General features: G+C 72.5%; 12 protein-coding genes. 6 read left to right on the forward strand and 6 right to left on the reverse strand.

The features are described 5' to 3' along the window. Positions 1-51: 51 nt before the first annotated feature. Positions 52-2,181: a bifunctional lysylphosphatidylglycerol flippase/synthetase MprF gene (locus QRY02_RS32600; RefSeq protein ID WP_285986651.1), complete on the reverse strand. Its 2,130-nt coding sequence runs from the start codon at positions 2,179-2,181 to the stop codon at positions 52-54. A 105-nt stretch (positions 2,182-2,286) separates the two neighbouring features. Next, a complete protein-coding gene (locus QRY02_RS32605; protein ID WP_285986652.1) occupies positions 2,287-4,059 on the reverse strand; it encodes a sensor histidine kinase in 1,773 nt (590 codons plus the stop codon). A gap of 141 nt (positions 4,060-4,200) precedes the next feature. Here QRY02_RS32605 and QRY02_RS32610 point away from each other — a divergent pair, with 141 nt between their 5' ends. Genes QRY02_RS32610 through QRY02_RS32620 form a run of 3 tightly spaced genes read left to right on the forward strand, consistent with a single transcriptional unit; the run spans position 4,201 to position 5,806 of the window. After that, entirely contained in the window at positions 4,201-4,563 is a 363-nt protein-coding gene (locus QRY02_RS32610; RefSeq protein ID WP_285986653.1) for a response regulator, read from the forward strand. Then, on the forward strand, positions 4,560-5,171 hold the full coding sequence (locus QRY02_RS32615) for a sensor histidine kinase (protein WP_285986654.1): 612 nt from the start codon (positions 4,560-4,562) through the stop codon (positions 5,169-5,171). Before QRY02_RS32610 ends, QRY02_RS32615 begins: the two co-directional genes overlap by 4 nt. After that, a complete protein-coding gene (locus QRY02_RS32620; RefSeq protein ID WP_285986655.1) occupies positions 5,162-5,806 on the forward strand; it encodes a response regulator transcription factor in 645 nt (214 codons plus the stop codon). Before QRY02_RS32615 ends, QRY02_RS32620 begins: the two co-directional genes overlap by 10 nt. Positions 5,807-5,859: 53 nt before the next feature. Here the strand turns inward: QRY02_RS32620 and QRY02_RS32625 are convergent, their stop codons facing one another. Next, positions 5,860-6,594: a hypothetical protein gene (locus QRY02_RS32625; protein ID WP_285986656.1), complete on the reverse strand. Its 735-nt coding sequence runs from the start codon at positions 6,592-6,594 to the stop codon at positions 5,860-5,862. Positions 6,595-6,599: 5 nt separating this feature from the next. Then, complete coding sequence (locus QRY02_RS32630; RefSeq protein ID WP_285986657.1) at positions 6,600-7,559, reverse strand: ATP-binding cassette domain-containing protein; 960 nt, start codon at positions 7,557-7,559, stop codon at positions 6,600-6,602. Between the two features lie 184 nt (positions 7,560-7,743). Between QRY02_RS32630 and QRY02_RS32635 the strand changes: the two genes are divergently transcribed. Next, the gene (locus QRY02_RS32635; RefSeq protein ID WP_285986658.1) at positions 7,744-8,544 is read left to right on the forward strand and encodes a CPBP family intramembrane glutamic endopeptidase; all 801 of its coding nucleotides are present in this window, start codon (positions 7,744-7,746) and stop codon (positions 8,542-8,544) included. A 97-nt stretch (positions 8,545-8,641) separates the two neighbouring features. Further along, a complete protein-coding gene (locus QRY02_RS32640; protein WP_502874151.1) occupies positions 8,642-9,328 on the forward strand; it encodes a 4'-phosphopantetheinyl transferase family protein in 687 nt (228 codons plus the stop codon). A 9-nt stretch (positions 9,329-9,337) separates the two neighbouring features. On the opposite strand, the gene QRY02_RS32645 is transcribed toward QRY02_RS32640, so the two are convergent. Further along, positions 9,338-10,489: an isochorismate synthase gene (locus QRY02_RS32645; protein ID WP_285986660.1), complete on the reverse strand. Its 1,152-nt coding sequence runs from the start codon at positions 10,487-10,489 to the stop codon at positions 9,338-9,340. Between the two features lie 83 nt (positions 10,490-10,572). Next, positions 10,573-10,884, reverse strand: a complete 312-nt coding sequence (gene mihF, locus QRY02_RS32650) for an integration host factor, actinobacterial type (protein WP_167344432.1) — start codon at positions 10,882-10,884, stop codon at positions 10,573-10,575. Positions 10,885-11,328: 444 nt separating this feature from the next. On the opposite strand from mihF, the gene QRY02_RS32655 reads away from it, so the two are divergent. Beyond that, complete coding sequence (locus QRY02_RS32655; RefSeq protein ID WP_285986661.1) at positions 11,329-12,957, forward strand: long-chain fatty acid--CoA ligase; 1,629 nt, start codon at positions 11,329-11,331, stop codon at positions 12,955-12,957. Positions 12,958-13,027 lie beyond the last annotated feature (70 nt).

Raw genomic sequence — 13,027 nt, forward strand, 5'->3', positions numbered from 1 at the left:
CGCCATTGTGCGCGCCTCCCCGCGCCCGCGCAAGAACCGCCGCCGCGGGCGTCAGGCGTGCGTGGTGGCCAACTTCACCAAGGTGCGCAGGCTCGTGTCCGGCAGGTACGCGCGGGTGAGCGCCACGCCGATCCGCGGGAGGTCGCCTTCGTCGCGGTACGCCAGGTACATCGGCTCGTGGCGCGGGTTGAACTTCGCCTTGAACGAGTGCAGCGACCGGAAGCCGTACACCGGTTCCAGCTCCCGGCTCAGCACCTCCAGCAGTCGCTCGACCGGCGCCGCTTCGGTGTCCGGTCCGGAACGGGCCAGCGGCGCGCCCGAAAGCGACACGAACCGCATCCCCTCCGCCTGGAAGGCCAGCACGCCCGCGCCGATCAGGAACTCCATCGCGGGCCGGAACCCGTCGCCGCGGCGACGCATGAGGTCCAGGGTCCAGCCATGGACCTCGCCGCCCGGCCCGTGCACCGGCAGCCACGAGGTGACGCCGTGCACGCTGCCGTCGGCGTCGACGGCCAGGCCGACCCGGGTCGCCGGGTCCAGGGCCTCCTCCATGCCGCCGAGCGTGAAGCCCATTTCCGGCATGCCTTTGTCGCCGACCCATTCGTCGCAGATGGCGCGGACCTGGCTGCGGACGCCCCACGGCTCGTCGGCCAGCACGACGTGGCGGTAGCTCATCCCTTCCTTCGCGGCGCGGTTGAGCGCCGAGCGCACGTTCTGCCACTTCCGGCCCCGCAGCTCGAGTCCCTCGAGGTCGACCAGCGTGTCCTCGGCGATCTGCACCCGGCTCCAGCCCAGCCGCGCGGCGGCGTCGGCGACCGGCCGGGTGACGGAGAACAAGCACGGCACGACGCCGGCGTGCTCACAGGCGACGGCGAACGCGCGGACCGCGCCGGCCGCGGAGCCGGCCGGGCCGATCGGGTCGCCGAGGCCGACGGCCACCCCGGCGTGCCGCCGGTACGCGAGGACGGACTGCCCGTCCTGGCTGCGGAAGTGCGCGTTGTCCGGCCAGGTGGCCATCCAGGACAGCGTGCTGCCCCCGTGCCGGCCGAGCAGGTCGCGGACGACGGCCGCGTCGGCCCCGCCGATCCCGGCGGACACCCCGAACCCGCGGCGCAACGGGGCCCGGAACGCCCAGCGGGTCAGGACGAGCAGGACCAGCTCGGCCGCCCACAGCACGGCACCCGTCATGGTGAGGGCCTTCTCCGCCGTGGACTCCTGGCCGAAGGCGAACCCGAGCACGGCCACCGCACCGGCGAAAACGTTGATCGCGGCGAGCGTCACCGCACCCCACCACGCCACGCGCCGGCCGCTGCGCAGCCCGTTCGCCAGGAGGGCGACGAAGGCGATGTTGACGGCGATGCCCCAGCCGGTGTCGTCGCCGCCGGTGGTGCCCAGGGGGCTGTCCGCCGGGAACAGCCAGAGCACCAGTTCGGCGACGGCGATCAGGGCGAGGCCGGTGGCGGCGAACAGGCGCCATTCGCGGCGCCCGGCCCGCACCCGGCCCCGCGGGCCGACGTGGCGGCCACCGGCCAGGCGGCGGCTCAGCGGAAGGGCGATCGCGACGGCCCACAGGTGTTCGAGGTCGGCGAGCCCGCCGAGGAACAGGAAGGACACGCCGACGTAGACCCACAGCCCGGCGCGCAGCCGCAGCCGCCACGGCGAACGCAGCGTCGCCGACACCGCCGCCGCGCAGGCGAGCGCGCCCGCGGAGAAACCCGCGTCGACGTGGGCGGCGAGGCTGTGCGCCCACGACCACCCGGTGTCCCGGAAGACCAGGAGCGTCAGCGCGGCACCGAGCACGCCGGCCAGCTGGCCGAGTCCGCAGATCACCACGGTCCGCCCGGTGCCCAGCCGCCATTCCGCGCCGCCGGCGAAGACGGCGAACGAGAGCAGCACCGGCAGGTAGAAGACCGGCGTCAGGGCGAGGAACGAACCGGTCACCGGCGTCCACCACCCGCCGTCGGCCAGCGCGGGCAGGCCGTAGCCGACGTGGCCGAACCACGTCCGGTCGCTCGCAGCGTCCCACAGCGTGCCGGTCGCGATACCGGCGACGATGATCGCGATCAGCACGCCGGTCGTGAAGGGCAGCCGCCGGCGCAGCACCGTGGCCACCGCGTGGACGCGTGCCGGCGCCGCCGCCGCGACGGTCACGGGCTCGGTGAGTGTTCGCGAGCTGCTCATCGCTGTCTCCTGGGAAGTGGCCCGGTGCTCGGAAGCCCAGCATCCGCCGGACGCTCGTGGCCGGTCACCGGGCCAGCCCCGCCGGCGCCGGGGGTTAACCCTCGCCTACGCCGGCAGTTCCGCCCGGACCACGGTTCCGCCGCCCGCCGGGCTCACCACGGTCAAGCGGCCGCGGAGCGCCTCGACGCGGTCGGTGAGACCACGCAGCCCGGAGCCCGCGGTGGGGTCCACCCCGCCGACGCCGTCGTCGGTGATTTCGATGACCGCCGTGGGGCCCTCGCGAAGGACGCGCACGGTCACGACGCCGGCCCGCGCGTGCTTGGCGACGTTGGCCAGCGCCTCGGACGCGACGAAGTACGCCGCGAACTCGATCGGCTGGGGCAGCCGCGGGCCGGGGGCGTACGCCACCGTCGTGGGCACCGGCGAGCGGGTGGCGAGCGCCTCGAGGGCGACGTCCAGGCCCTGGTCGAGCGCGGCCGGGTGGATGCCGCGGGCGAGCTCGCGCAGTTCGGCCAGCGAGCGGGCCAGCTGGTCACTGGCCGAGGTGACGAGCTGTTCGGCGTCCGTGGGGTCGCGCCGGATCTGCCGCTGGATCAGCGACAGCTGCATCGCGAGCGTCACCAGGCCCTGCTGGGCGCCGTCGTGCAGGTTGCGTTCGATGCGACGGCGTTCGGCGTCCCCGGCGGCGATGATCCGTTCGCGGGAGTGCTCGACCTCGGCCAGGCGCCGCCGGGCCTCGGTGTGCAGGTGCTGGTTCTCCAGCGCGATCGTCGCCGCGGCGGTGACCGCTTCGACCAGCTCGGGGTCGTCGTCGAGGGACCGGTCGTAGACGAGCACGGCGACCCGGCTGCCGTCGCGCTCGACACCGGCCACCGACCGGGACGTACCGGCGCCGGGCAGGGTGACCGGGTTGCCGTCCAGATCGGCGTAGGTGCCCGACGCGGTGGCGTAGCCGACCTCCAGGTCCGGGTCGCCGAGTGCCTTTGCCAACGCGCCGCGCAGGTCGTCGGGCCGCAGGGTGCGCATCCCCCGGAACAGGTCGGCCAGCCCGCCTCTGGCCAGCCGTGACCGCAGCAGCCCGATCAGGAACGCGACGGGCACCGTGAGCAGGGAGCACACGCCGATCCAGAGCAGCACCATCGACTTCTCGCCGGTCAGGAACTGCGCCACGAGCAGCCACCCGAACAGCAGCAGGCAGGCGGCTCCGGCGACACCCGGCGCCAGCGCCCGCCGTCCGGGCGTGGACGCCGAGCGCCAGCGCACCGCGACGACGACGGCGGTGCCGGTCACGGCGGCCAGCAGCGTGCCGCGCTGGGCGACGTCGACGAGCTCGGCGAGCCGCTCGTGCGGCCAGATCGCGATCGGGTTGCCCGGTACCCCGGAGAACAGCAGGAACAACGGGGCGAGGACGAACAGTTCCAGCAGGACCGCACCGGCGAGCACCCGGTCCGCCGTCGTGCGCGCCCGCCCACCGGTGAGGAAGGTCAGCACGAGCAGGACGAAGAACAGCACCCACAGGTCCGGCAGCCACAGGCCGACGACCTGCGCGGGTGGCCACGCGAGCTGGCTCACCAAGGGACTGACGAAGAAGGCGAAGCCGGTGATGGTCATCAGCAGCCCGCTGTGGTTGTCCGGCCGGCGGCGCCAGGCGATCAGCCCGCAGGCGGCGAAGGAGCCGCCGATCAGCCGGAACGCGACGTCGATCGCCGCGACCGGTGCCCCGTTCGGGAACAGCACCGGGACCAGCGCGCCGAACTCGGCCGCGAGCGCCACGCCCCAGAGCAGCAGCCAGAAGCCCGGTCCGTGCCCGGAGCGGGCGAACCGGTGGGTGGTGGTAGTGCGGGCCTGCCCGCCGGCGAACGCCGTTTCCGAAGCCATGACTTGTCCTGCTGCGGTCGACGGGTCCCCCTGGCAGCCGCACGGTAATGCAGGACGACTCCCGCCGGTACCGCTGATCGCCGCGGATCCGCAGGGTTGTCCCGGTAGCCGCTCCGGCGGCGGCGCTGCGACGATGAGGGGATGGTTCCCCGGGTCCTGATCGTGGACGACCACGCCGCGTTCCGGTCGTTCGCCCACCGTGTCCTGGTGGCCGACGGGCTCGTCGTGGTCGGCGAGGCGGCCGACGGCGCCGCGGCGATCGCGGCCGCGCCCCGGCTGCGGCCCGACGTGGTCCTGCTGGACGTGGGCCTGCCCGACATGGACGGCTTCGCCGTCGCCGCGGCGCTGAGTGCGCAGGACGAAGCGCCCGCCGTGGTCCTGGTGTCGAGCCGCTCCCGGGACGACTACGGGTCGCTGGTCGACGCCAGCAGCGCCGTCGGGTTCATCGCGAAGTCCGCGCTGAGCGGCGACCTCGTCCGGCGGCTCCTGGAGCCGAAGACGTGACGACGCCCGAACCGGAGAGCGCCCGGATCGTCGACGCCGCGGACGAATTCCGGCGCCGGCTCGAACGGCAGCTGCACGACGGCGCCCAGCAGCGGCTCGCTTCCGCCGTGCTGGCCTTGAGCCTGGCCGCCCGGACACTCACCGGCGACGCGGCCGCACTCGTCACCGAAGCGAGGGAAGAACTGGGCCTGGCCATGGCAGAGTTGCGGGAACTGGCCCGTGACATCTACCCGGTGTTGCTGGCCGAAGCCGGCTTGGGGCCGGCGCTCGCCTCGCTCACCGACCGTTGCCCGGTGCCCACCGTGGTCTCGGCCGTGCCCGGCGGGCGGCTCCCCGGGCCGGTGGAACGGACCTGTTATTTCGTGGTGTTCGAGGCGTTGAAGAACGTGGCCGGGCACTCGCACGCCGGCCGGGCCGAGGTCGTGGTCCGCGCGCAAGGAGGTCAGGTGAACGTCGAAGTGAGCGACGACGGGGTCGGCGGCGCCGACCCGGGCGGCCCGGGCCTGAGCGGGCTCGCCGACCGCGTGGCCGCCCGCGGGGGCCGGCTGCGGGTCGTGAGTCCCCGCGGCACCGGCACTCGAGTGCGGGCCGACGTGCCATGCGGGTGATGATCGCGGATGACGCGGTCCTCTTCCGCGAAGGCGTGGCGCGCGTGCTGACCGAAGCCGGGTTCGACGTCGTGGCGCAGGTCGGCGACGCCGCGGCGCTGCTGCACCGGGTGCGTCAGGACCCGCCGGACGCCGTCGTCGTCGACATCCGGATGCCGCCGACGCACACCACCGAGGGCCTGGACGCGGCCCGGGACCTGCAGGAACGGCACCCGTCGGTCGGTGTGCTGGTGCTGTCGGCCCACGTCGAGCCGCACTACGCGCTGCAGCTGATCGAGTCCGGCGCGCGCGGGGCCGGTTACCTGCTCAAGGAACGCGTGGCCGATCTCGACGAGCTGACCGAGGCCATCCGCCGGGTCGCGGCCGGCGGCCTGGTCATCGACCCGTCCGTGGTCGCGCAGCTGGTCGGGCGCCAACGCACCCGGAGCCCGCTCGACCAGCTGACCGACCGCGAGCGGGACGTGCTGAAGGTGATGGCCGAAGGACGGTCCAACCAGGCCATCTGCCAGCGGCTCTACCTGAGCCAGAAAACCGTGGAGGCCTACGTGCGCTCGGTGTTCACCAAGCTCGGGCTGCACCAGGGCGCGGACGACAACCGGCGGGTCCTCGCGGTGCTCACCTACCTGCGCGGCTGAACGCACGCCGAGGTGGCCGGACCCGTTCCCGGATCCGGCCACCTGGGCTCGCCTCAGGCGTCCCTCCGCTTGGCCACCGCGATCGCGATCGCCAGCAGACCGCCGCTGACCGCCGCGAAGTAGCCCATCGCCACCCACGGCTGTTCGGTCAGCGCCGCGCCGTCCGCGGGCGGCCCGCTGAGCAGGAACTGCTTGGCGGCCTGGAACGGCAGCCAGCGGGCCGCCGACTCGAACCCGGGGATCATCGCGAGCAGCGACTCGGCCATCAGTGCCCAGGTCAACACCAGCGCCACCGCTCCCGCGGTGTGCCGGATCAGGGTCCCCACCGCGACGGCGAACACCGCGGCCACCAGGTAGACCAGGCCGACCCCGCCGACCTGACGCCATTCGGCCAGTCCGTGCAACGCGAGGTCGCGGCCCGGCATCAGGACCAGGCCCAGCGCCCAGCTGCCGAACGCGGCGAGCAGCCCGACCAGCCCGGCGGCGAGCGCGATGACCAGCGTCTTGGCCAGCAGCACCGCGCCGCGGGCCGGCGCGGCCAGGAACGTCGTCCTGATCATGCCGACGGAGTACTCGGTGGTCACCGCGAGCGTCGCCATCACCATGACCACCGCCATGCCCAGGCCGTAGCCGAGCTGGGTCGACGGAACACCGGAGAAGCCGGTGTCTTCGCTGCCCGCCATGGAAATCGAGCCCACGCTGACGGTGGCGACGACCCCGAACGCGGCGCACCACCACGGCGACTTGATCGACGTCAGCTTGATCCGTTCGGCTGCGATGAGGGACATCGTGGTCACCTTCCTGCCGCGGCGAGCACCGCGGAGTCGTTCCGGTCGCCGGCGGGTGCGCCGGCGCTGTACTCGACGTCGTGCCCGGTGATGTGCATGAACGCCTCTTCGAGCGAGGCCCGCTGCAGGGCCAGCTCGTGCAGCACCACCCCGGCGCCCGCGGCCAGCTCGCCGATCCGGGCGATGTCCGTGCCGGCGACGACCAGTGCCTCGTCGTCACCGGGCTCGGCCTGCACGTCGATTCCGTCCCGCAGCAGGACTTCCGCGAGTTCGAGCAGCTGCGGGCTGCGCACCCGCACGGTCGAGGTGACGGCGCCGTCGACGAACTCGGCGGTCGAGCTCTCGGCGATCAGCCTGCCCCGCCCGATGACGATCAGATCGGTCGCGGTGAGGGCCATCTCGGGGAGCAGGTGGCTGGACACCAGCACGCTGCGGCCTTCGGCGGCGAGGTCCCGCATGAACCGGCGGATCCAGACGATGCCTTCCGGGTCCAGCCCGTTGACCGGCTCGTCGAACAGCAGCACTCCCGGATCGCCCAGCAGTGCGCCGGCGATGCCGAGCCGCTGGGACATGCCCAGCGAGAACGTGCCGGCGCGGCGGTCCGCGACCGCGGTCAGCCCGACCTGGTCGAGCACCTCGTCCACCCGGGCGGCCGGCAACCGGTTCGACCGGGCGAGCCAGCGCAGGTGGTTGCGGGCGGACCGGTTGGGGTGCACCCACTTCGCGTCGAGCAGCGCACCGACCTCCCGCAGTGGGTGCGGCAGGTCCTCGTACGGTCTGCCGCCGATCAGGGCGTGCCCCGACGTCGGCCGGTCCAGCCCGAGGACCATGCGCATGGTCGTCGACTTGCCGGCACCGTTCGGGCCGAGGAAGCCGGTGACCCGGCCGGGCCGGACGGTGAAGGACAGGTCGTCGACGGCGAGCGTCGGGCCGTAGCGCTTGGTGAGTCCGCGGGTTTCGATCATGAGTTCCTCCTCGTGACGCTGTCGAGAGACCACTGTGGCCGCCGCGCCCACTGCGGCGGCAGCGGGAAAACCCTGGCGGCCACGGGGAAAACCCTCACCGGACGCCGGGGCCCGCCCGCTGCCGCCCGGACACCGGCGCGGCGCATCGTCGAGGGGAACCGCACGCCGACGCCAGGAGGCACCGATGCCGATCACCGCGTGGACCCGCCGCCACCGCCTCACCGTGTTCTTCGGTCTCGCCTTCGCCGTTTCCTGGTGGGCCTGGCCGTTCTACGTCGCCGGTCTCTCGCCGACGCCGTTCTTCGCCTGTGGCCCCGTGGTCGCGGCGGTCGTCGTCATCGCCGTCGCCGACGGCCGGGCCGGCTACCGCGACCTGCTGGCGCGGCTGACGCACTGGCGGGTCGGCTGGACCTGGTGGGCCGTCGCCATCGCGCTGCCCCTGGCCGTGCTGGCGGTCGCGTCGCTGGCCAACGTGACGCTCTGGGGTGCTCCCGCGCCCAGCCTCGGCAACCTCGCCTGGACCGACCTCGGACTGGTCGCCGCGATCCGGTTCGTCAACCCGCTCGACGGACCGCTCGGCGAGGAGCCGGGCTGGCGGGCCTACGCGCTGCCGCGGCTGCAGGAGAAGTGGTCCCCGCTCCGCGCCGGCACCACCCTCGGTGTGGTGGTGGCGCTGTGGCACCTGCCGCTGGTCACCTCGGGCAAGCTCGCCCCGATCGGCCTGGTCGTGACCTTCGCGATCACCCTGGTCTACGTGTGGCTGGTCAACCGCACCGGCGGAAGTGCGCTGATGGCGCTGGTCTTCCACGTGGACCAAGGCGCGATCAGCTACGCCGCGCTCGGCTTCCGCGGTGCCGACGCCGACCGGATGGACTGGCTCACCGGCGCGTTGTGGTGCCTGATCGCCTTCGGCGTGGTGACCGCCGACCGCGCGGCTTGGCGGACCGCTCCCGCCCCGGCTGTCACCGGGCACGCCCACGTCTGACAGCGGCCCGGCGGTCGGCCGCCACCGGCGGAACCACCCCAGACCTCGGCCGGAAGTCGTGACAACGGCTTCCGGGCCCGGAAGGATCGGGGGTGTGATGGAGATCGAGGTCCGCTGGTCGTCGCCGTTGCCCGTCGAAGATCGCTTCATGCGCCTGCTCGACGACGTCGAGCAAGGGCGGTTCGAGGCGTACCGGCAGGAGGCGGACAAGCGGCGGTTCCTGACCGGCCGGGTACTGGCGAAGACGGTCGCGGCCGAGCGGCTCGGCCTGGCGCTCGAGGCGGTGAAGTTCGACGCGACCTGCGAAGACTGCGGCAAGCCGCACGGGCGGCCCCGGATCCCCGGCGCGGACCTGACGCTGTCGATCTCGCATTCGGGCGAGCTGATCGGCGTCGCGGCGACCCCGTCGGTCCCGGTCGGCCTCGACGTCGAAACGGCCACCCGCCGCGCGGACGACGGCCTGATCGAGTACGCGCTGAGCCCGGTGGAGGCCGAGCACCTGGCGGGCCTCGGCGGCGCGGAGAAGGCGGCGGCGTTCTTCGTCTACTGGACCCGCAAAGAGGCCGTGATGAAGGCCACCGGCAAGGGCCTGCGCATCCCGCTGCAGAGCATCACGTTCTCCCGCTACGACGAACCGGCGAGCCTGGCGTCTTCGGGCGATCCGGCCCTGGACCCGGCGACGACCCGCCTGGCGGACCTGAAGGCCGCGGACGGCTACCGGGCGGCCATCGCGGTGCTGACCACCGAAGAACTGTCGGTGACCGAGGAGCACTGGGTCCCTTAGGCGAGCCGCTCAGACCGGCAGGTCCGCCAGCCCCATCGCCGTCAGCAGCGTGCGGAACTTCGCCGTCGTCTCGTCCAGCTCCGCCTGCGGGTCCGACGCCGCGACGATCCCGCCGCCCGCGTACAGCCGCATCGACGTCGAGGCGATCTCCGCGCAGCGGATCCCCACCGCCCACTCGCCGTCGCCCGCCGCGTCGACCCAGCCCACCGCTCCCGCGTAGTAGTCGCGGTCGAACGGCTCCAGCTCCTGCACCAGGTCGCGGGCGCCCTCGGTCGGCGTGCCGCAGATCGCCGGGGTCGGGTGCAACGCCGCCGCCAGGTCGAGGGCCGTGATGTCCGGGTCCGCCAGCTCGCCCGTGATGGGTGTCCGCAGGTGCCAGATCGCCGGCGTCGTGACCAGCTCCGGCCCGGCCGGGACGTCCAGCGTCCGGCAGAACGGCCGCAGGGCCTCGACCAGGTAGTCGATCACCACCGCGTGCTCGAGCTGGTCCTTGCCGGACGCCCGCAGCGCCTCGCCGTTCGCGCGGTCGGCCACCGGGTCGGCCGAGCGCGGCATCGATCCGGCGTGCGGTGAGGAGAACACCGTCCGGCCTGTCCGCCGCAGCAGCAGCTCGGGCGTGGCGCCGACGAGCGACCGGCCGCCCGGCAGCTCGGCCGCGTACGTGAAGTGCCGGGGGTTGCCGACGGCCAGGTTGCGCACGATGCTCTCGGCGGGCACCGGCGCGGCGAACTCGAGGTCCAAGGCACGGGCCAGGACGACTTTGCGCAGGTCACGCTCGTCCAGTGCGAAAACCGCGGCGCGCACGGCCTCCATGTGCAACGCGGGAGACGGCACCGCGCGCACCCGCGAGGGCGCGGGGAGCACCTCACGCGGCAGCGAAGGCGCCCCTTCGGACCGGTGGACGGTCCGGGGCACGACGAGGTGGCCGGGCACCTTTGTGTCGGGCCCGGTGTCGAACGGGAGGACGCCGACGGCCAGCGGGGCGCCCGTCTCGGCCAGGACACCCGGGATCGCCGAGGCGAGCCGCTGCGGGTCCGTCTCGGTGACGGTCCGGATGGTGCCCTGCGCGAGGAGTGCGCGCTGGGCCGTCGTGAAGAGGAAGTCGCCTCGCTGGTAGCGGGCGGCGAGGTCAGCCGGGGTTGCCGGATCAGGAGAACTCACAAGACCAGCGTCCCAGGCTTCGGAGGATCCGCGAGGGGAGTGTCACCAGCGACACTCCCCTCGCGGTCAGCTCCTGGTGACGGCTACTTGAGCGCGTCGATGAGCGCCTCGCGCTGGCGCTCGCCCAGGCCGGCCGCACGCCGGTCCGGGTCGATGCCGGCCTGCTCGAGCAGGGCAGCGACCTTCACCGCGCCGAGGCCGGGGACGGCCTTCAGCAGCTGGGTGACCTTCGTCTTCCCGATGGTCTTGTTCTCCTTGGCCTGCTTGAGCACCTTTTCGATGCTCTCCTGGCCGGACTTGATCGACGCGAGCAGCTCCGAACGCGCCTTGCGAGCCTCGGCGGCCTTGGCCAGGGCCTCGGCGCGCTGCTCCGGAGTCAACGTAGGCAGAGCCAACGTAGTGTCCTTTCCTCTCAGGTCTCCGCTTTCGCGGCCGACAGCTTTTGTGAGCGCTTGCTCCTGCAAGCGCTGCTCAGCCGTCTCTTGCCACGGGCCCAGTAAACGCCACCCGCTTCGTGGCCGTGCAACCGACACGCACTTATTACCCCCGGAGGTGATACCGGGCAACCCGCTCCGGCCTGCGGAAACGCTCCCAAGAAGTGGGCCGCGTGGCCTCTCTCACCCGGAAGTGGAGCCTCCGTTACGCACTGTTCTCGTGCACATTTCCTTGCACATAAGGAAAAGCCGAAAAATTGATGATCTTGATCATCGTCCGGTGGTCGCCCGATCGCGCGACGACCGTGACCGAACGGAGCCGTAGTTGACCATGCCCGCTTCACCCGATCCGCACTAGAGTCGGCGCAACCCCAGTTCACCGGCGAGCGACCCCCGGGAGCGACCATGTTGAGCACCATGCAGGACGGCCAGCTGTCGCTGGCGAACCTGCTCCGCCACGGCACGTCGGTGCACTCGGCGAGCGAAGTCATCACCTGGACCGGTTCAGAAGCCCGTCGCGAGAGCTACCGCGAACTCGGCCGCAACGCCGCGCGGCTCGCGAACGCCCTCAAGAGCCTCGGCGTGACCGGTGACCAGCGCGTCGGCACGTTCATGTGGAACAACGCCGAGCACATGGCCGCCTACCTGGCCGTCCCCGCCATGGGCGCCGTGCTGCACACGCTGAACATCCGGCTGTTCCCGGAACAGCTCGTCTTCGTCGCCAACCACGCCGAGGACCACGTCGTCATCGTCGACGGCACCCTCGTCCCCCTGCTGGCGAAGCAGCTGCCGCAGTTCAAGACGGTCCGGCACGTCATCGTGGCCAACGGCGACGCCGCGTCCCTCGAAGCACCCGACGGCGTCGAGGTGCACGCCTACGCCGAGTTGCTGGCCGCGCAGCCCGACACCTTCGACTGGCCGGACGTCGACGAACGCTCCGCCGCCGCGATGTGTTACACCTCGGGCACGACCGGTGACCCCAAGGGCGTCGCCTATTCACACCGGTCGATCTGGCTGCACTCGATGCAGGTCTGCATGACCGACAGCATGCGGCTCGCGCAGCACGACAAGGCCCTGGCCATCGTGCCGATGTTCCACGCGATGGCGTGGGGCCTGCCGTACGCGTCGCTGATGGTCGGCGCGTCGCTGCTGATGCCGGACCGGTTCCTCCAGCCGGCGCCGATCTCGGCGATGCTGGCCGCGGAGAAGCCGACGTTCGCCGGCGCGGTGCCGACCGTCTGGCAGGGCCTGCTCGCCCACCTCGAAGCCCACCCGCAGGACATCTCGCACCTGCGCGAGGTCGTCGTCGGCGGCTCGGCGGTGCCGCCGTCGCTGATGCACGCATTCCAGGAGCGGCACGACGTCCCGATCCTGCACGCCTGGGGCATGACCGAGACGTCGCCGCTGGGCAGCGTCGCCCGCCCGCCGGCCGCCGCGACCGGCGAGGACGCCTGGAAGTACCGCTACACCCAGGGCCGCTTCCCGGCCTCCGTGCGGGCCCGGCTGATCGACGACGACGGCGCGGTACTGCCCTGGGACAACGAGGCCGTCGGCGAACTCGAGGTCCAGGGCCCGTGGATCGCGGCGTCGTACTACGGCGGCGCGGAGGTCGACCCGGACAAGTTCCACGACGGCTGGCTGCGCACCGGCGACGTCGGCAAGATCAGCCCGGACGGCTTCCTCACGCTGACCGACCGCGCCAAGGACGTGATCAAGTCCGGCGGCGAGTGGATCTCCTCGGTCGACCTGGAGAACCAGGTGATGGGCCACCCGGCGGTGGCCGAGGCCGCGGTCGTCGGCATCCCCGACGAGAAGTGGGACGAGCGGCCGCTGGTCGCCGTCGTGCTCAAGGAAGGCCAGCGCGTCACGCCGGAAGAGCTGCGGGACTACCTGTCCGACAAGGTCGCGAAGTGGCAGCTGCCGGAGAACTGGACGTTCGTCGACGAGGTGCCCAAGACCAGCGTCGGCAAGTTCGACAAGAAGCGGATCCGCGCGTCCTACTCCGAGGGAAAGCTCGACATCTCACAGCTCTAACGGGTAAATCTCCGGCGAGTCTCATGCCTCTGGCGGTCACCATAAGGGACCCTTGCGCCCTTATGGTGGC

The organism is Amycolatopsis sp. DG1A-15b (assembly GCF_030285645.1).
GTDB lineage: Bacteria > Actinomycetota > Actinomycetes > Mycobacteriales > Pseudonocardiaceae > Amycolatopsis.